At 72.1% G+C, this 18,819-nt stretch carries 15 protein-coding genes; 10 read left to right on the plus strand and 5 right to left on the minus strand.

All coding sequences use genetic code 11. From position 1 onward, the window contains the following. Positions 1-3: 3 nt before the first annotated feature. Positions 4-903, minus strand: a complete 900-nt coding sequence (locus tag I5071_RS21475) for a hypothetical protein (protein ID WP_236607374.1) — start codon at positions 901-903, stop codon at positions 4-6. Between the two features lie 116 nt (positions 904-1,019). Here I5071_RS21475 and I5071_RS21480 point away from each other — a divergent pair, with 116 nt between their 5' ends. After that, positions 1,020-1,961: an oxidoreductase gene (locus tag I5071_RS21480; protein WP_236607375.1), complete on the plus strand. Its 942-nt coding sequence runs from the start codon at positions 1,020-1,022 to the stop codon at positions 1,959-1,961. A 4-nt stretch (positions 1,962-1,965) separates the two neighbouring features. Beyond that, on the plus strand, positions 1,966-2,841 hold the full coding sequence (locus tag I5071_RS21485; RefSeq protein ID WP_236607376.1) for a hypothetical protein: 876 nt from the start codon (positions 1,966-1,968) through the stop codon (positions 2,839-2,841). A gap of 4 nt (positions 2,842-2,845) precedes the next feature. On the opposite strand, the gene I5071_RS21490 is transcribed toward I5071_RS21485, so the two are convergent. From I5071_RS21490 to I5071_RS21500, 3 genes are read right to left on the minus strand one after another with little or no spacing between them, the layout of a single operon-like run. Next, positions 2,846-3,367: an exonuclease domain-containing protein gene (locus I5071_RS21490; RefSeq protein WP_236607377.1), complete on the minus strand. Its 522-nt coding sequence runs from the start codon at positions 3,365-3,367 to the stop codon at positions 2,846-2,848. A gap of 42 nt (positions 3,368-3,409) precedes the next feature. Beyond that, positions 3,410-4,324 carry an RNA polymerase sigma factor SigJ gene (gene sigJ, locus I5071_RS21495; protein ID WP_236607378.1) on the minus strand — a complete coding sequence of 305 codons (915 nt, stop codon included), beginning with the start codon at positions 4,322-4,324 and terminating at the stop codon, positions 3,410-3,412. Further along, positions 4,321-4,767, minus strand: a complete 447-nt coding sequence (locus I5071_RS21500) for a carboxymuconolactone decarboxylase family protein (RefSeq protein ID WP_236607379.1) — start codon at positions 4,765-4,767, stop codon at positions 4,321-4,323. The genes sigJ and I5071_RS21500 overlap by 4 nt, the downstream gene beginning before the upstream one ends. A gap of 147 nt (positions 4,768-4,914) precedes the next feature. On the opposite strand from I5071_RS21500, the gene I5071_RS21505 reads away from it, so the two are divergent. Further along, positions 4,915-6,360, plus strand: coding sequence for a hypothetical protein (locus I5071_RS21505; RefSeq protein WP_236607380.1), 1,446 nt, complete (start codon positions 4,915-4,917; stop codon positions 6,358-6,360). 46 nt (positions 6,361-6,406) lie between these two features. On the opposite strand, the gene argG is transcribed toward I5071_RS21505, so the two are convergent. After that, positions 6,407-7,750 carry an argininosuccinate synthase gene (argG, locus tag I5071_RS21510; RefSeq protein ID WP_236607381.1) on the minus strand — a complete coding sequence of 448 codons (1,344 nt, stop codon included), beginning with the start codon at positions 7,748-7,750 and terminating at the stop codon, positions 6,407-6,409. A gap of 105 nt (positions 7,751-7,855) precedes the next feature. Between argG and I5071_RS21515 the strand changes: the two genes are divergently transcribed. From I5071_RS21515 to I5071_RS21545, 7 genes are all read left to right on the plus strand, one after another. Then, entirely contained in the window at positions 7,856-8,833 is a 978-nt protein-coding gene (locus I5071_RS21515) for a hypothetical protein (RefSeq protein ID WP_236607382.1), read from the plus strand. A 93-nt stretch (positions 8,834-8,926) separates the two neighbouring features. Beyond that, the gene (locus tag I5071_RS21520; RefSeq protein ID WP_236607383.1) at positions 8,927-9,664 is read left to right on the plus strand and encodes a hypothetical protein; all 738 of its coding nucleotides are present in this window, start codon (positions 8,927-8,929) and stop codon (positions 9,662-9,664) included. Next, entirely contained in the window at positions 9,664-11,565 is a 1,902-nt protein-coding gene (locus I5071_RS21525; RefSeq protein ID WP_236607384.1) for a hypothetical protein, read from the plus strand. The genes I5071_RS21520 and I5071_RS21525 overlap by 1 nt, the downstream gene beginning before the upstream one ends. Further along, the gene (locus I5071_RS21530; protein ID WP_236607385.1) at positions 11,562-13,379 is read left to right on the plus strand and encodes an IgGFc-binding protein; all 1,818 of its coding nucleotides are present in this window, start codon (positions 11,562-11,564) and stop codon (positions 13,377-13,379) included. Before I5071_RS21525 ends, I5071_RS21530 begins: the two co-directional genes overlap by 4 nt. Further along, a complete protein-coding gene (locus I5071_RS21535) occupies positions 13,376-14,461 on the plus strand; it encodes a vWA domain-containing protein (protein ID WP_236607386.1) in 1,086 nt (361 codons plus the stop codon). Before I5071_RS21530 ends, I5071_RS21535 begins: the two co-directional genes overlap by 4 nt. Next, on the plus strand, positions 14,461-16,620 hold the full coding sequence (locus I5071_RS21540) for a putative metal-binding motif-containing protein (protein WP_236607387.1): 2,160 nt from the start codon (positions 14,461-14,463) through the stop codon (positions 16,618-16,620). Before I5071_RS21535 ends, I5071_RS21540 begins: the two co-directional genes overlap by 1 nt. Continuing rightward, positions 16,617-18,818: a putative metal-binding motif-containing protein gene (locus I5071_RS21545; RefSeq protein WP_236607388.1), complete on the plus strand. Its 2,202-nt coding sequence runs from the start codon at positions 16,617-16,619 to the stop codon at positions 18,816-18,818. The genes I5071_RS21540 and I5071_RS21545 overlap by 4 nt, the downstream gene beginning before the upstream one ends. Position 18,819 lies beyond the last annotated feature (1 nt).

An 18,819-nucleotide genomic window follows, 5' to 3' on the forward strand; every position in this document is an offset into this window, starting at 1 on the left:
CGGTCAGAAATCCGCGCCGCCCGAGACGTACACGGCCCAGACGCCGCCGTCGTCGAACGCGAAGCCGTAGGGATCGTCGAGGTTCATCACGAAGCGGCCCTCGACGAAGCCCGCGCCGATCTCACCGCGCACGAACGGCACGAGCGCGAGGTAGCCCTCGGTCTCCATGTCCTCGCCGGTCGGCGCGAGCATCACGGCCTGGAAGCGCGCACCGATCGCGAGCTCGGGGATCGGGCGTCCCGCGGCCCACGCCGCGCCCTGCAGCGCGAACGTCGTGTCGCCGGTCTGCCCCTCGTACTCGACGGGAAGCAGCGCGCCGAAGCCCGCCTCGGCACCGACGTCGAAGTACTCCTGACGCCACTCGACGTCGCCGCGAGCGACCACCGCCATGTTGAGCGGCGTGCTGAGCCACGCGTCCCACGCTCCTTGCATCGCGGCGCCGAGCGCGAGCGTGAAGATGCCGACGAACCCGTCGCCGAAGAGACCGTCGCGATAGTCGTCGTAGAGGTTCGTCAGCGGTGCGGTGAGGCCGAGCCCACCGCGCACGCGGAAGCCGTTCTCTCGATCGTGCATGCCGGCGCGCACGCCGACGTACGGGTTGCCGGCGCGGAACGCGGAGCCGTCACCCGCCGATCCCGTCGCGCGCCACGCGACGTCGAGATCGACGAAGGTCGTGTCGGTCGGCGCCGCGAGGCGGAAGCTTCCGTAGAAGCTCGGCTGGAAGAGCTCGACGTCCGACATGCCGACGCTCCAGTGATAGAAGCCGAGCTCCACCGCGACCCGTGATGTCGACTCGTGATCGCGCAGCTCGCCGGTGCTCGCCTGTGCCTGCGCGAGCGTGGTCGAAGCCAGGACCGATGCGAAGAGAAGCGTGGACGCGAGAGCGTGTGAACGAGCGATCACCATTGTTCCTCCGAAGCGACGCACGACGTTCACGCAGCGGTTCGAATCGCGAGCGCGTCGTGTGTGGAGGAGCGCGTGTGCACCGAGCGTGCCCGCTGCTGCTACGCTCGCGCCCCATGGCGACGACCTGGACGGCGAGCAACGTGCCCGATCAGACGGGCAAGACCTTCGTGATCACCGGATCGAACAGCGGCATCGGCTACGAGGCCGCGACGATCCTCGCGCAGCGCGGAGGCGAGGTCATCCTCGCGTGCCGCAGTCAGGACAAGGGGCGCACCGCGCTCGAGCAGCTGCGCGCGGCAGCGCCCGGCGCGAAGACGAAGCTGATGAAGCTCGACCTCGCGAGCCTCGCGAGCGTGCTTGCGTTCGCGGATCAGGTGAAGAGCGAGCACGGGCGCATCGACGCGCTGATCAACAACGCGGGGCTGATGGCGATCCCGCGCACGACGACCGAGGACGGGTTCGAGATGCAGCTCGGCACGAACCACCTCGGGCACTTCGCGCTGACGGGGCTGCTCTTCGGGCGGCTGCTCGAGACCGGCGCGGCGCGCGTGGTGAACGTCGCGAGCCAGGCGCACCGCATGGGCAAGATGCGCTTCGAGGATCTGATGGGCGAGAAGCGCTACGAGAAGTGGGCCGCGTACGGGCAGAGCAAGCTCGCGAACCTGCTCTTCACGTTCGAGCTGCAGCGCCGCACCGAGAAGAAGTGGCCCGGCAAGGTGCCCGTCGCGGCGATCGCGTGCCACCCCGGCTATGCGGCGACCGAGCTGCAGGGCAAGGGACCCGAGCTCGAGAAGAGCCGCTTCAACGCGATGCTGATGAAGATCGGCAACGGCGTGTTCGCGCAGACCGCGGCGATGGGTGCGCTGCCGACGCTGCGCGCGGCGACCGATCCCGACGCGAAGAGCGGCGACTACTACGGTCCCGCGGGCCTCGGTGAGATGGCGGGCCCGCCGGTGAAGGTCGGCTGCACGACGGCAGCGCGCGACCCCGAGGTCGCGAAGCAGCTCTGGCAGCGCAGCGTCGAGCTGACGAAGGTCGACTTCGGCGGGCTGTGATCGCATGCGCGCGCACGCCTGCTGGGTCGCGCTGCTGCTCGCAGCGTGCGCTCCATCGCTGACGCTCGACGACGGGGGGACATCGTCGTCGGATCGAGACGGAGGCGGGCTCGACGGTGGTGGGTCGTCGGGGCCCGACGCGGGGGATCCCGGGGAGACGATCCCGGTGATCGTCGCGGCGGGCTCGAACCACGCGCGGTGGGTGAGCATCGACCAGGGGCGGACGTGGTGCTCGGTGCGCGGTGAAGCGCCGGGCACCACGGACTTCGACAATCCGAACCTGCTCCGGAACATCACGTACGCGAACGGTCGATTCGTGACCGGCTCGGCGACGGCGATCTTCGTGTCGGCGAACGGATACGAGTGGACCGACGTCGGTGCGCCGGCGTTCGATCAGTGGGTCGGACAGATCGACTTCGGCAACGGGTGGTGGGTCGCGACCGGCGGCTACGGCACCGCGATGCGCTCGCGCGATCTGAGCGCCTGGGAGAACGTCTCCGACGCGCTGCCCGGCAACGAGGCATCGCGCACGCTCGCGTTCGGCGCCGGCACGTTCGTGACCGCGCGCGACGGGGTCGGCTGGTGGTCGAGCGCCGACGGGACCGGGTGGACGCAGCTCGACGCGGGCGGCGGCACCGAGGTGGTCTTCGACGGGACGCGCTTCGTCGCGCGCCCTGGATACGATCGCGGTCACGGCGTGCGCCTGCGCAACGGATGGCCCGACCGCATCGAGCGCGCGGAGGATCGCGACGGGGCCGCGTTCGCCGCGGTCGCGACGGTCGAGGAGTCTCCGACGCGCTTCGCGTTCGGCGTCGCGCCCGCCGCGGACTACCAGCGTGAGCGGCTGCCCGCGTCGCTCGCCGACTGCCTCGGTCTCTGAGCGATCAGCGCCACCGGATCTTCAGGCCCAGCTCGTCCTTCATGCGCAGCAGGGCCTCCGCGTTCCCGCGCGCGTCGTCCACCGGATGATGCGTGTGCTCGGTGCGCCGCAGGTGCTTGAAGCTCTGGAAGGTGTCCTTCACGAGGCCCTTGTAGAGCGAGCCGAGGTTCTGCGAGCTGTGGCCGAACGGGTTCTTCCCGAGGAAGTGGTGGAAGTACCAATTCACGAATTGCCAGTCGAATCCGTTGTTGTCCGAGACGAACACGATTCGATTGCCACCCTCGCGAGCGAGCCAGTCGGAGAATCGCGACATCGACTCCGTCGGATCGTCGAAGGTCAGAGTCTCTTCGCGCGAGAACCCCGAGACCTTCAGCGCATCGGGGATCCAGCGCTCCGAGATCGGACGCAAGCGCGCGTAGAAGGTGCGCTCGAGGCCGGGCTCCACGATCACCGCACCGAGCGCGATCATCGAGTAGTCGCCGGGGATCGGTCCGTCGGCCTCGATATCGACCATCACGTACGTCATCCACGCTCTCCCATCGACGAAAATCGGCTCGCCCGCCGGCCCCTACCGTCCGCGCGCTTCGCGCGCTCCCGTCCGAGACCTGCGGGACGAGCACTCCTGCAGACCCATCGACGCGCGCAGCTTGTCGGGATCGAGCACCCGGTGCACGGCACGCACGCGCGATCCTTCGAGCTCGAGCGCGGAGATCGAGACGACGACGCCGTCGACGTACGTGACGATCCCCGGCTCGCCTCCGACGAAGACGACACGCTCCTCGACGACGCCCGCACGGGCCCGCTTGCGCGCGATCCCCGCGAGCGCACGTGCGACGCGATCGCGCCCGACGATCCAGCGCCGCGCCGCGCCGCGCACGCCACGACCATCGGTCGCGAGCCGTGCGTCCTCGGTGAGCAGCTCGACGAGCGCGCCATCGTCCTTCGCGCGCAGCGCCGCGGCGAAGCGGTGCGCGATCTCGGCGTGGGCCTCGGGCGAGGCGACGGCGCGAGGACGCTCGGTGCGCACGCGCTCTCGCGCCCGATGCACGACCTGCCGGCACGCCGCCTCGCTGCGCCCCAGCGCTCCTGCGATCGCCGGATAGTCCACGTCGAACACGTCGCGCAGCAGGAACGCCGCGCGCTCCTCGGGCGCGAGCCGCTCGAGCAGCAGCAGGAACGCGACCGAGAGATCCGACGCGAGCTCGAGGGCGCGCTCGGGTGACTCGGTCACGATCGGCGTGGGCAGCCAGGGATCGACCTCCGCGCTGCGCTCGGTGCGTCGCGCGCGGAGGCGATCGATGCAGAGGCGCGTGATCGTCGTGACGAGCCACGCCTCCGGCGTCCGCACCACCTCGTCGGCGTCGCGACGATGCCAGCGCAAGAACGTCTCCTGCACCATGTCGTCGGCGTCGTCGATCGAGCCGAGCATGCGATACGCGATGCCCCAGAGACGGCGGCGGTGCGGCTCGAGCTCGTCGCTCACGGCGTCTCCGGTGCTCCTTGTCGGAACGCGATCGCGACGCGGTTCCACGCGTTCATCGTCGCGATCACGAACGTGAGCTCGGCGCGCTCGCGCTCGTCGAAGTGACGCGCGACCTCGTCGTAGAGCGCATCGGGCGCGCCGTCGCGATCGACGCGCGTGAGCGACTCCGCCCAGGCGAGCGCCGCGCGCTCGCGCGGAGAGAAGAACGGAGTCTCGCGCCATGCGGCCACGGCATTGATCTTCCGCGCCGCGACCCCGCCCGCCAGTGCCTCGCGGAAGTGGAGATCGACGCAGTAGGAGCACCCGTTGATCTGCGAGATGCGCAGGTCGAGGAGGTGACGCAGCGCGGGCTCGATCGCGCCCTCGGACAGGGTGCGCGAGACGGTGCCGAGCGCGCGGTACACGTCGGGAACGATGCGGGGATAGGCGAGACGCTGGTCCATGTGGATTGGCTCCTTCGCAGCGAAGACGGGCGAGCCGGCGCGCTGTGACAGGTGACTCGCCAACACGGTTGGCGCGGCGAGGGAACGAGCGCGCGAGATGTCCGCGAGATGCGCGCGCGGCGTGTCGCTTGCTCCACGCTCGCCGCCATGCGCCGACTCCTCGCTGCTCTCGCGTCCTCGCTCGTCCTCGCGTGCACCCCAGTCGACGTCACTTCATCGACCCCTTGTCTGCACACGGACCGCGAGCTCCGCCGGACGCTCGAAGGTCATCCCGAGACCGTCGACTTGCTGATCGTGCTCGATGACTCGAGCCTCGGCCGCATCGACGAGGTGAACGGCGCGATCGCGCGCCTGACACGCTCGCTCGCCACGGGCGATCGCGACGGCGACGGGCGCCGAGAGGTGCCCGCTCTTCCGCTGCGGGTCGCGGTGGTGACGAGCCATCTCGGCGTCGCGGGGCACGACGTGCCCTCGTGCACCGACGGGCGCTTCGGGGCCCTGGGCGACGACGGCGTGCCGCGGTCGGGCGATCCCTCGTGCGGCGGGAGCTCGCCCGTGATCACGTTCGAGCCGGGCGACGACGCCGACGCGTTCGTCGAGGCCGTCGCATGTGCGGCGCGCGTGGGCACCTCCGGCTGCGGTTGGGAGCAACCGCTCGAGGCCGCGCTCAAGGCGCTCATGCCGACGCACGATGCGGCCGACCTCGTGTTCCCCCGCGGCTTGCCGATGTTCCGCGAAGGCGCTGGCCACGGCTTCGCCGAGTACGACGACTTTGCGGTGCCCTATCCGCCGCTGCTCGCGGCCGTGATCGTCACCGACGAGGACGACTGCTCGGTCGAGGACGTCTCGCTCTTCGATCCTGCGGCGTACGACGGGGAGCCGCTCGAGACGCGCTGCCGTGATCACCGCGACGCGCTGCACGCGATCGCGCGTTACGTCGAAGGCGAGCACGGCGAGAGCGGCCTCCTCGGGCTGCGATGGCAGCCCGACGACTTGTTCATCGCGGCGCTGGTCGGCGCACCGCTCGACGCGCTCGAGCCCGACGCCGGCGGAGACTACGACGGCGTCCTCGCGCACGAGCGCATGCAGCTCGTGCCGGATCCGACGCAGCCGTCGCGCGTCCTGCCCTCGTGCAGTGGCCCCGGCATCACCGCGTTTCCCCCGCGGCGGATCGTGGAAGCGCTCGACGACCTCGACGACGCGCGCGTGCCGACGTTCCTGCGATCGATCTGCGCGCCCGATCTCGAGCCCTCGTTCGACGCATTGGGCGAGGCGCTGGGCAACCGCATTCTCGGTGCGAGGTGCCAGTACGGCATCACCTCGGGCTGCGTCGTCGAGGAATCGCTTCCCGAGGGGATGACGTGCGACGCGCTGCCGGGGCGGACCCGACGCACCATCGAGGATGGACGCCAGGTCTGCGAGCTCGCGCGCGTGCCGTACGGCTCGGGAGAGCCGGGGTGGGCGCTCGTCGACGCGTTCTGTCCCCCGGGCGCGAGCACGATCCATCTCGAGCTCGCGCCCGTGCCAGGGGCCTACTACGAGGGCACGTGCCCGCACACGCTCGGGCCCGACGGCGGGACGTGTTTCGAGTGACTCGAGGCGCGGCCGTGACCGGCGGGACGAGCACTCCGGCAAGGACTCAGTCGCCGTCGGTCAGCAGCTTGTCGAGCTGGGTCGACGTGCCCGGCCCGAGCTTCCGCACGTTGTCCATCCAGTGCAGGAGCAGCGCGCGGTTGTCGCCGACGTTGAGGTTCTGCATCTCGAGCGCGCCGATGCGATCCTCGGGCGTGAACGCGGGCTGCTCGACCTTCTCCATCGAGAGCTTGTCGGGGTCGTACGCCATGTACGGCGCGCGCGTCTCGAGGATCGTGTAGTCGTCGCCGCGGCGCAGCTCGAGGGTGACCGAGCCGCTGATCGCCGGCGCGATCCAGCGCGTGAGGCCGTCCTTCAGCATCATCGCCTCGGGATCGAACCACTTGCCCTCGTAGAGCAGGCGACCGAGGCGACGGCCGAGCGTCGCGTAGAGATCGGTCGTGCTCTCGTTGTGGATCGCGCTGAGCAGGCGCTCGTAGGCGATGTGCAGCAGCGCCATCCCCGGCGCCTCGTAGATGCCGCGCGACTTCGCGTCGATCACGCGGTTCTCGATCTGGTCGCTCATGCCGAGGCCGTGGCGACCGCCGATCTCGTTGCACTGCACGAAGAGCTCGAACGCCGACGCGAAGCGCTTGCCGTTCAGCGCGACCGGCAGGCCCGCCTCGTACTCGACGGTGATCGTCTCGGGCTCGATCGCGACGTCCTTCTTCCAGTGCGCGACGCCCATGATCGGCGCGACGATGTGCATGCCGGTGTCGAGCCGCTCGAGGTCCTTCGCCTCGTGCGTCGCGCCGAGCACGTTCGCGTCGGTCGAGTACGCCTTCTCGGTGCCCATCTTGTACGGCAGGCCGATCGACTCGAGGTACTCGCTCATCTCCTTGCGGCCGCCGAACGCGCTGACGAACGCCTGGTCGAGCCACGGCTTGTAGATGCGCAGGTCGGGGTCGACGAGGATGCCGTAGCGATAGAAGCGCTGGATGTCGTTGCCCTTGTGGGTGCTGCCGTCGCCGAAGACGTGCACGCCGTCCTCGCGCATCGCGCGCACGATCGCGGTCGTCGTCACCGCGCGGCCGAGGGGCGTCGTGTTGAAGTACTTCTTGCTGCCCACGCTCAGGTGGAACGCGCCGCACTGGATCGCGATCAGGCCCTCGCGGACCATCGCCTCGCGGCAGTCGAGCAGGCGCGCGAGCTTCGCGCCGTGCGTCATCGCGATCGGCGGGATCTCGCGCGGGTCCTTCTCGTCGGGCTGCGCGAGGTCCGCGGTGTAGCAGTGGACGTCGAGGCCCTGTCGCGACATCCACGCGACGGCGGCACGCGTGTCGAGGCCGCCCGAGAAGGCGAGGCCGATCTTGGTTCCGGCGGGAGGCAGCGAGCGGTAGATGCGGCTCATGGCGGGCGCGGGTGTAGCACGGGGCGTCGGGCACACGTACTCGCAGCGTTGGCACGCGCTCGTCACGTCGCCGTGACGCACGCGCGACGTACGCTCTCGGTCCACATGGCGAGCAGTTCCGCCGAGACGGCCTGGAAGCGAGTCACGCGCGCGACGGTCCGAGCGCTCCGGGGCAAACGCTCGCAGCGCCTCGCGAGCGAGCGGCTCGGGTACGAGACGAACGTCCTCTACGACTGGGAGCGCGGCCGGCGCAGCCCGGTCACGACCGAGGTCGTGCGGCTCGCCGCGCTGCGTGCCGCGCCGCGATGGGAGAAGGAACCGGTGCGGCTCCCGGTCGCGTTCGCCGACGTGCGCACGCTCGCCGACGTCGACGGAGTCGCGTCGTACCTCCGCGCGATCACGTCGGGCCACGCGGTCACGCGTGTCGCGAGCGCGATCGGCGTCACGCGGGCCACGCTCGGGCGCTGGCTGCGTGGGCTCTCGGAGCCTCGCTTCCACGAGTTCCTCGGGCTCGTCGACGCGTGCGGGGCGCTGCCCGATCTCGTGATCGACGCGCTCGGCGTCGACGCGTCGTCGCTGCCGCTGCCCGAGGGACCGCGCAAGCGCCGGAGCATCGAGGACGCGTTCGAGTCCGAGCCGCTCCTCGCAGTGCTGATCCCCGCGCTCTCGGTGCGCTCGGTCCAGCGCGCGAAGGATCCGGTCGCGGAGCTCGCGCGCGGGCTGGAGGTCCCGGAGCCGCGCGTGCGCGCCGCGCTCGAGCTGTGCGCCGCGCTCGGGATCGCGCGCAAGACCCGTCAGGGCTGGACGTTGATCCCCGACGACGGTCCGCGGGTCGTCTCGGCGCGGCGGACGAAGCGGTTCGGCGTCGCGTTCCGCGAGATGGCGCGCTCGCGCGCGCTGCGGCCCGGGTTCGAAGGGCCGATCGTCGTGCTCCAGGTCGATCGCGAGCGCTACGAGCGACTGCAGGAGCACCGCCGGGCGATCCAGCAGATGTTGATGGAGCTCTCGGCTCCACTGCCCACCGCGGATCGACTGGTCATCGTCTCCGTCGAGCTGCACGCGCTCTTCGGCGATGCGCCCTGATCCGGCAGATCTCGACCACGAGGATCGATCGTGCGCGACGCCGCGCGTGTCACCTGGATTGCGACTGCGTCGCGCCGCCGCGACGCTCTGGTGATGCGATTCGAACACGCCGTGCGCTCGGCGATCGCCGGGCTGCTCGTGTCGTGCAGCGCAGCGCCGGACGAGAGGCCGGACGCGACGCTCTCGGACTCCGGAGCTCCGATCGACGTGGTGCCGGTCGACGAGCTCTGCGTGCGCGCCGCGACGGTCGTCTGCGACGCGATGTTCGCGTGCTGCACGCTGCGCGAGGAGCTGCCGCCGACGCTCGAGGCGTGCGTGTCCGATCAGCTGGCGCTGTGTCGCGCGGTCTACTTCCACACCGACCAGAACGACGGCCTGCTCTCGATCGCGACGCGCCCCTACGACGGCGCCGAGGCTGCGCGCGTGCTCGACGAGATCCGCGCGCGCGCGACGACGTGCGAGGTCGCGCGGCTGGTGCTCGACCCGCAGCGCTTCGTCGACGGTCCGCTCGCGCAGGGCGAGCTCTGCCCGCTCGGCGGCTCGGCGCGCGTCGCGTGCGAGGACGGGCTCGGCTGCACGATCGACGAGCCGGGGAGCGTGTGCCAGCCGGTCCATGTCGCGGGCGAAGCGTGCGGCGATGGGGTCGCGCACTGCGAGCGCGGCACGTTCTGCGAGCGGCGCGGCGCGTCGGGGACGTGCACGGCCGGGCGCGCGAACGGCGCGGCGTGCGCGACGTCCGACCAGTGCGCGAGCGAGAGCTGCCAGGGCGGCGCCTGCGTGCCCTTGATGCCCGGCCAGGTGTACTGCGCCGGGGCGGAGTGGAGCGGGTGATGCACCGACGAAGTGCGTTCGTGGCGGCGCTGCTCCTCGTGAGCAGCGCGTGCACCGTCGAGGACGATCGCGAGGAGCTCGTGCCGTGCCGCGTGGATCGCGACTGTCCCGGCGGCAGCTGCCGCGCCGGGCTCTGCTCGCCGATCCCGTGCATCGATGCCGACGCGGACGGTCGAGGCGACGGGTGCTCGATGGGGCCCGACTGCGACGACGGCGATCCGATGCAGACCGGCGCCGAGGTCTGCGACGGTCGCGACAACGACTGCGACGGCGATGCCGACGACGGTCTCGTCATCACGGCCTGCGGCTCGTGCATGCCGGGCTGCACCGAGCTGCGCCTCGGCGCCGGAGGCACGCCGTTCGACGCGCCGCCCGCGCAGCTCGACGGCGTCTCGATCGGCGACGACGGCGTGCTCTCGATGGAGGCGCCCGAGCCCGCGGCCGAGCACCTCATCTGGATCCCGAGCACTGGCGACGGGACGATCGTGAAGGTCGACGTGCGGACGTTCGAGCCGCTCGCGCGCTATCGCACCGGACCGGAGGCGCTGCTCGACGAGCCCTCGCGCACCGCGGTCGACGTGCGCGGCGACGTCTACGTGACGAACGTCCACGGCGAGAGCGTCACGCGCATCGCCGCGCGTCCTGCGCTCTGCCCCGATCGCGACGGCGACGGAGCGGTGCGGACCTCGAGCGGTCCCGACGACGTGCTGCCGTGGGGCGAGGACGAGTGCGTGCTCTGGAACCATCCGATGCCGGGCGCGCGACCGACGGCGATCGCGGTGCGCGACCAGGCGATCCTCGGCGGGTACGCGCCGCGCGTGTGGGTCGGCGGCATCGACACCGAGCTCGTCTACCAGCTCGACGGCGACACCGGCGAGGAGCTCTTCCGGTTCTCGACGCCCGAGCACCAGCCCCCGACGGTCTTCGCGTTCGACGAGCACGGACAGCTCTTCTCCGCGCCGCACCAGACGGGGATCGCGCGAGGCTTCTATGCGCGCATCGACACCACGCGCTGCGTCGACGAGCCGAGCTGCGTCGCCGCGGCATGTGGGCCCTCGGGCGACGACTGCGTGCGTCAGGTGCTCGACATCCCGGGCTGCAGCGTGATCGCGATCGGGCTCGAGGGCGTGCTGCACCTCGGCTGTCCCTATCACACGATGTGGGATCCGCGCGCACCGCTCGGCCGGCGGCTCGGCGAGCCGAACGGGGAGTCGTCGTACGTGCGCAACTTGGTCGCGGACGCGCGCGGCAACGTCTTCGTCGCGGACGCGGCCATCAACGGCGTGGGTGTCGTGCGCGTCGACCCCGCGACCGGCGAGGCGGTGAGCGTCACGCCGTGGCCCTACGCCGGCGGAGCGGAGCCGCAGGGCCTCTCGGTCGACGACGAGGGCAAGGTGTGGGCGATCAACTCCGCGACGGGCGACGCGACCGTGATCGCGCCCGGCGAGGCGCTCGACGACAACACGGTGTGGTCGGGCGTGGTGCCGATCCTGCGCCGGCCCGACGCGTGGACCGACATGACGACGCGGCCTGGCGCGACCCCGCGCGCGCGCGGTCTCTATCGCTACCGGCTCGACACCTGCGACGGCGGCGTCGCGACGATCACGCCGGAGCTCGGCCGCCTCACGTGGGAGGCGGGCATCCCGGTCGACGCGTCGATGACGGTGCGCGTGCGCACCGCCGCGTCGCAGAGCGCGCTCGCAGGGGCGCGATGGATCCTCGTGGCGACGATCGCGCCCGACGCGCCGCCGATCGATCTCGGTGAGGTGCTCGCGTTCCGCGGTGAGGACCCGCAGCAGATCGTGGAGCTCGAGCTCGCGCTCGACGGCACGGCGCGCGCGCTGCCGCGCGTGCTCTCGGTGCGCCTCGCGTTCCGCGCGGGCTGCGAGGTGCCGCAGTGACGATCCGCGTGCTCGCGGTCGCGCTCGCGCTGGTCGCGTGCAGCGAGGACCCGCGCCCACCGGGACGCGACGCGGCGGCCGACGACGCGCCCGAGTCGATCTGCGGCGAGCCCGACACGCTGCGGTGCGAGGGCCTCGTCCACTACCGCTGCAGCGAGGACGGCCGGACGCGCGAGGACGAGACGCGCTGCGACGAAGCGTGCAGCGCGTCGCTGGGCTGCGTCGCGTGCGTACCGGGCCAGCGCCGCTGCGACGGCGATCGCTCCGAGGTCTGTCTGCCCGACGGGAGCGGCTACGCGCACGTGCGCGACTGCGCCGACTGGGGCGCGGTCTGCAGCGGCAACGGCGACTGCGGCGACGAGTGCGCGATCGCCGAGCGTCGCAACGGGTACATCGGCTGCGAGTACTTCGCGGCCCCGCTCGGCAACCACCTGCTCGATCTCGCGACGTTCACGTTCCGCATCTCGATCGCGAACCCCGGCGCGGCGCCCTCCCGCGTGCGCATCCAGCGCGGCGGCGAGGACGTGCACGCGCTCGACGTCGCGGCGGGCGGGCTCGAGGTCGTCACGCTGCCGTGGACCGAGTCGGCGTGGGTCGGCGAGCAGCCCGAGAGCGTCGCGAGCCCGGACGCGGCGTACCGCGTGATCGCCGATCGGCCGGTCGTGGTGACGCAGTTCAACCCCTACGAGTACGCCACCCCGGCGGGCGCGCAGTTCAGCTACTCGAACGACGCGTCGCTGCTGCTGCCGGTGCACGCGCTCGCGGGTCGCTACGTCGGTCTCTCGTTCGCGCCCTTCAACATCCTCGATCCGCTCGCGGGCGTGGTGCAGTGGACGGGCGCGATCGCGCTGGTGGGCGTGAGCCCCGAGCCGGTGCGGGTGCGCATGCACCTGCGGGCGCCGATCGAGGCCGAGCGCTCGGGCCGCTGGCCCGCGCTCACCACCGGCGACGTGCTCGAGCTCGATCTCGCGCGCGGCGAGGTCGTGCAGGTGTTCGCGAAGCGGCCGCCTCCGTGCGGCGCAGGGCGCGACGGCGCGCGCACGGTGCTCGGCTCCAACGCGATCGCCTGCGACGATCCTGCGCACGACCTCACGGGCTCGACCATCGAGGCCGACGGGCCGCTCGCCGTCTTCGCGACGCACCCCTGCCTCTACGCCCCGTTCTACGCGCCCGCGTGCGATCACGTGGAGGAGCAGCTCGCCCCGGTGCGCGCGTGGGGCCGCTCGTTCGCGTCGACCGCGCTCGTCCAGCCCGGTGTCGACACCGCGAACCTCGTGCGCATCGTCGCGAGCGCGCACGACACCGAGGTCACGTTCGATCCTCCGCCGGTCGACGGCGCGACGTTCGCGCTGCCGAGCCGTGACCACCGCGATCTCGTCGTGCGAGGTCCCTTCGCGATCGAGGCGACGCACCCGGTGCAGGTCTCGGTGCTCACGCTCGGCGCGGGTTACGCCGAGCCCGAGACGCCGGTGGGCGACCCCGCGCTCACGATGCTCGTGCCGCGCGAGCAATACCGCGCCGACTACACCTTCGTCGCGCCGGAGACCTATCGCTCGACGCTCGACGGGCAGAGCTACCTCAGCGTCGTGCGCGCGCGCGAGGTCGAGATCCTGCTCGACGGCGCGCCGCTCGACGTGCCGTTCCGCAGCATCGGGAGCGAGCAGGTCGCGACGTTCCCGATCTCCGGCGGCGTCCACACGCTCGTCGCGACCGATCCCGAGGCGCGCATCGGCGCCCTCGTGTTCGGGCTCGCTCGCTACACGTCGTACGCGTACCCGGCTGGCCTCGACCTCGACACGGTGGATCTCGAATGAGCGCTCGACTCGCCATCACGATCGCCGCGCTCGCGGCGCTGGTCGCTTGCACCGAACGCAGGCCTCCGCAGACCGACGGCGGCCCGCCGCCCGACGCGCCCGCGCGCCCCGACGCCGGCGCGATGCACGACGCCGGTCCCGAAGATCCCTTCGATCCGGGCTCGTCGTGCGTCGCGTGGGTCGAGCCGCTCGAGAGCACGGTCGGCTCGCTGCTGCTGCTCGTCGATCAGTCGGTGAGCATGCAGCTCGCGGGTCGCGAGGCGACGCGCTGGGAAGAGATCCAGGAGGGCGTCGCGTCGTGGATCGAGCAGGCGCCCGCCGAGCTCGAGGTCGGGCTCGTCCGCTTCCCGGAGCACGCGACCGGGTGCGGCACGCCGGTCGAGCCGACGGTCGCGATCGCACCGCTCTCCGCGGAGCACCGCGCACAGATCGTCGGTGCGCTCGGTGAGCTGCCGTTCAGCAGCGAGACGCCGCTCACCGCCGCGGTAGAGTCGGGCTTCGCGCTGCTCGATCGACTGCCGCCGTCCGAGCCGCGCGGGATCGTGCTCCTCACCGACGGGCTCGACACCTGCCATCCCGACGGTCCCGGCGTGCCCGACCGCCTGGTGCGTCTGGTGCGCGATCGCGCGACGCAGCAGCAGCAGCCGACGGTGACGATCTCGCTCGGTGGCGATCGCGGCGAGCTCTCGGTGCTCGCGGCGAACGGCGGCGCGCCGAGCTTCGAAGGATGCGCGGCGGTGTGTCGCTGGGACACGCCGATCGAAGCGTGCTGCCAGTTCCTGATGGTGCGCGCGGGGCTCGACGAGGCCGAGCGTCTGCTCGGCGAGTCGTGCTCGTTCGATCTCCCGTGGCCGAGCGCGCCGAGCGAGGGGGATCTCGAGCTGGTCAACCTCGGTCTGCGTCGCGACGACGGATCGATCGAGCGCCTCCGCATCGTCACGCCGGGCCGTCCCGGCGGCGAGGCGCGGCTCGGTGACGACGGAACACACGTCGTGATCACGGACGCCGCGCGCTGCGAGCGCGTGCGGCGCGGCGAAGCGACGCTGATCGGCTCGTTCGGATGCGCCCAGGAGCGTTGGTGATGAGGACGACGAAGCTGATCGGCGCGCTCGTGATCGCGTGGAGCGTCGCGTGCGGCGACGGAGATCCCCCTCCAACCCCCGAGGGCGACGCCGGCCAGCGCGCGTGCGTCGCGCCCGGGCTCACGCACGGGCAGCTCTGCACCCACGACGCGACGTGCGACGACGGCTGCTTCTGCAACGGCGTCGAGCAGTGCGTCGAGGGCGTGTGCGCCGCGGGCGAGCGCGCCGCGTGCGACGACGGTGTCGCGTGCACGGTGGACACGTGCGACCCCGCGACCGACGCGTGCACCGCGACCGCCGCGGACATCGAGTGCGACGACGGCGATCCCTGCAACGGCATCGAGATCTGCGACCTCGTGCGTGACTGCGTGCCCGGCCCCGATCCCTGCGACGACGGCGACGACTGCACCGTCGACTCGTGCACCGGCGAGGGCGAGTGCGAGCACGAGATCGCGGATCGCGACGACGACGGATTCGTCGACCGGCTCTGCGGCGGCACCGACTGCGACGACGCGCCCGGCGCCGGCGCGACGCGTCATCCGGGCGCGCCCGAGGTCTGCGGCAACGAGCTCGACGACGACTGCAACGGCAACCCCGACGCGCTCGAGTCGTGTCCGGCGACCAACGACGGCTGCGACGACGCGAGGGCGATCGACGCATCGACGACGCTCCTCGGGACCACGCTCGGCGCGACGCTCGACGTGCCGTCGCCCTGCGTGGTCGGCGCGAACGAGCCCGGCGACGTGATCTACCGCGTGCACCTCGCGGCCGAGAGCGACCTCTCCGTGAGCGCCGCGAGCGTGACCCCCGACGATCCCTACGCCACCGCGGTCGCGCTCGCGCTGCGGCCCTGGGCCCAGTGCGGAACGCCCGACGCGGAGCCGCTCGCCTGTCGCGTGGCGGACGCGCCCACCGTGCTCACGGCGCGACGCCTCGCGCCCGGCGACTACGCGCTCGTCGTCACGTCGTTCGCGGCGCGCGGTCCCTTCGAGCTCACGGTCGAGATCGCGCCGCCCGAGGACGGCATCGAGGGCGATGGCTGCGGGACGCCGCGCACCATCACGGCGTCGGGCACGTACTCGCTGCCGCTCCTCGATCTGCGCGCCGACGTCGCCGACCACTGCCGGTTCGGAGATCGCGGAGGCAGGGACGCGGTCTACCGGCTCGTGCTCGACGCGCCGCGCGACGTGACCATCGAGGGCGCGAACGCGCTCATCGCGGTGACCTCGGTGTGCGACGACGACGGGCGCGACGGCGACGTGCGCGGGTGCGGCGCGGGCGCGCTCACGATGCGCGCGCTGCCCGCCGGTGAGCACTGGATCGTCGTCGACGACGCACGCACCGATCCCTCCGCGATCTCGCTGGAGATCGACGTCACGATCGAGCCGGTGGCCGACGACGCGCACGAGGGCGACGTCTGCGCCCGCGCGGTCGAGCTCACCGAGGACGTCGCGACGACGATCGATCCGCTCGCCTTCGGCTACGAGCTCGGCGCGGCGTGCGAAGACCCGACGATCCGACCCGCCGACGATCTCTTCGTGCGCTTCACGCTCGACGAGGCGCGCGACGTGATCATCGGCGCGAGCAGCGGCTGGGGCCCGCCGTGCGCGGTGGCGATCACCGACGACTGCAGCACGCGCGGCGCGCTCGCATGCCGCCGGACCGGTCTGCTGCGCGTGCCCTCGGTCCCCGCAGGCCCGCACTTCGCGGCGATCTCGTGCATGGAGAACACCGGGCCCGTCGAGGTCACGTTCCGCACCGAGACGCCCGCGACGCCGCCCACCAACGATCGCTGCGCCGACGCGGACCCGCTCGAGCCCGGCGCCGCCGCGCGCGTCGTGCTCACCGCGTATCGCGACGACCGGCGCTGCGGCAACGAGCGCCCCGACGCCGACGCGTTCTATCGGCTCACGCTGGGCGCGCGACGGCGCGTGCTCTTCTTCGTGACCCCCGAAGAAGGCTCGGGCCCGATCACCCTCGGTGTCCTCGACCGATGCGACGACGCCGCGCCGACCTGCCGCACGGCGGAGGCGTCCGCGAGCGGCACGATCGTGTTCGAGGAGACGCTCGACGCGGGCGAGCACCTCGTGATGCTCGAGGGCGATCCCGGTGCGATCCCGGCCGCGCGACTGCGCGTGCAGACGACGGAGCCGCGATGACGAAGCGCTGGTCGATCTCGATCGCTCTGATCCTCGCCGCGTGCGGCGAGCCCGGTCCCGCTCCGCTCGGCGACGCAGGTGCGCTGCCCGACGCGTCGCCGCCCACCACGTGCGGAGCGCCCGGCGCGACCGTCGGCGCGGCGTGCACCGTCGCCGCGGAGTGCAGCGACGGCTGCTTCTGCAACGGCGAGGAGGCGTGCGTGGAGGGCCGCTGCGAGGCGGGCACGGCCCCCTGCACCGACGAGCACGAGTGCACCGACGACGTGTGCGTCGAGGCCGCGCGCACCTGCGTGTTCGGCCCCGACTCCGAGCGCTGCCAGGACGACGATGCCTGCAACGGCCGCGAGGTGTGCTCCGCCGATCTCGGCTGCCTCCCCGCGCCCGCGCTGCTCGACTGCAGCGACGGAGATCCGTGCACCGTCGACGAGTGCGATCCGACCACGGGCTGCGGCTCGAGGACCGTGCTGCGCGACGCGGACGCGGACGGCGCGCCCGACGCGCGCTGCGGCGGCGACGACTGCAACGACGCGCTCGCCTCGATCGGTCCCGCGCGCGAGGAGATCTGCGACAACGGCATCGACGACGACTGCGACGGGCTGCGCGACTACGCGGAGCCGAGCTGCGTCGCGACGAACGACACCTGCGCGACCGCGCGCGCGGTGCCGGGCTCCGGCTCGTACTCGGGGACCACGGTCGGCCTCGCCGCCGACGGAACGTCGAGCTGCGCAGCGCTGGGCACCGACGCGTTCTACTCGTTCCGCATCGACGCACCGCGACGCGTCCGCATCGCGGTCTGGACGCCCGTCGACACGGTGGTCTCCCTGCGCCTCCGCAGCGAGTGCGCCGACCCCGATCCCACGCGCGACGTCCGCTGCGCGAACAACGGCGGAGGGGGCGCGATCGTGGTCGACGAGCCCGAGCTCGCGGCAGGCGAGTACGTCATCCGCGTCGCCACCGCGGTGCCCGTCGCGTTCGGCGTGGAGCTCTCGATCACCGCGCCGGGCACGCCGGTCCGCGGCGATCGTTGCGACGCCGAGCTCGTCGACATCACGGGCTCCACCGTGATCGCCGGCGACTTCGCGCTCTACGACGACGACCTCGCGACCACGTGCGGCGAGGCGGGCTCTCTCCCCGAGGTCGTGCATCGGCTCCGCCTCGATCGACCGATGGACGTGGTGCTCGAGGCCAGCCTCGGGATGACACCGATCGTCTTCCGAGGCGTGACGCTCGAGGTGCGTCGCACCTGCGACGACGAGAGCACGTCGCTGGGCTGCGCGATGCCCGACGCGCAGCACGATCCGCTCTTCGAGGACCAGGGCGTCTCGCGGCTGCGCTACGCACCGCTGCCCGCGGGCGATTACTTCGTCATCATCGAGCGGCGGCAGAGCTTCCCGACGTACGAGCTGCGCGCGACGATCACCGAGCCGGTCCCGCGGCTCGAGGGCGATGCATGCGGGACCGCCGTCGACATCACGAACCGCACCGCCACGCTGGAGGCGCGACGCCTCGTCGGCTCGGGCTCGCACGGCACGCGCTTCGAGGCGGACTACCTCTCGAATTGCGGCGGTCAGGGCACGCTCTTCTATCCCGACGCGGTCTTCCGCTTCGAGGTCGAGACCACGTCGGACGTGATGCTCGACGTCGACTGGCTCGGCGACAACGCGCACCTCTTCGTGCAGGCCGACTGCGGCAGCGTCGCGTCCGAGCTCCTCTGCCTCGACACGCCACGCTCCTACGGGCCGCCGCTCCTCCACAGCCTGCCGCCCGGCGACTACTTCGTGATCACCCGCGCCGGCGCGTACCACGCGCCGATCAGCGCCCGCGCGACGCTCCTGCCGCCGACCCCGCGGCCCGACAACGATCGGTGCGAGGACGCGATCGAGATCGGCGACGGCGCGTCGCGCATCGATACGCTCTACGGCTTCCAGGACGACGTCGAGGCGTGCTGGGCCGGCAGGGACGCGCTCTACCGGCTCACGCTCGATCGCGAGAGCGCGGTGAGCGCGCTGGTCGAGTCGTTCGACCCCTTCTCGCCCGTGACGATGGGGCTGCTCGAGAGCGACTGCGCCACGCCGGTCGCGGACGAGTGCGTGCCGCGCGCGCTCGATCGCGTGCTCCCCGCCGGCACGTACTTCCTCGCGGTGCAGGGCTATCAAGAGACCGACTTCCGGCTCGACGTGTTCGTCGATCCGATCTGAC

This window comes from Sandaracinus amylolyticus (assembly GCF_021631985.1).
GTDB lineage: Bacteria > Myxococcota_A > Polyangia > Polyangiales > Sandaracinaceae > Sandaracinus > Sandaracinus amylolyticus_A.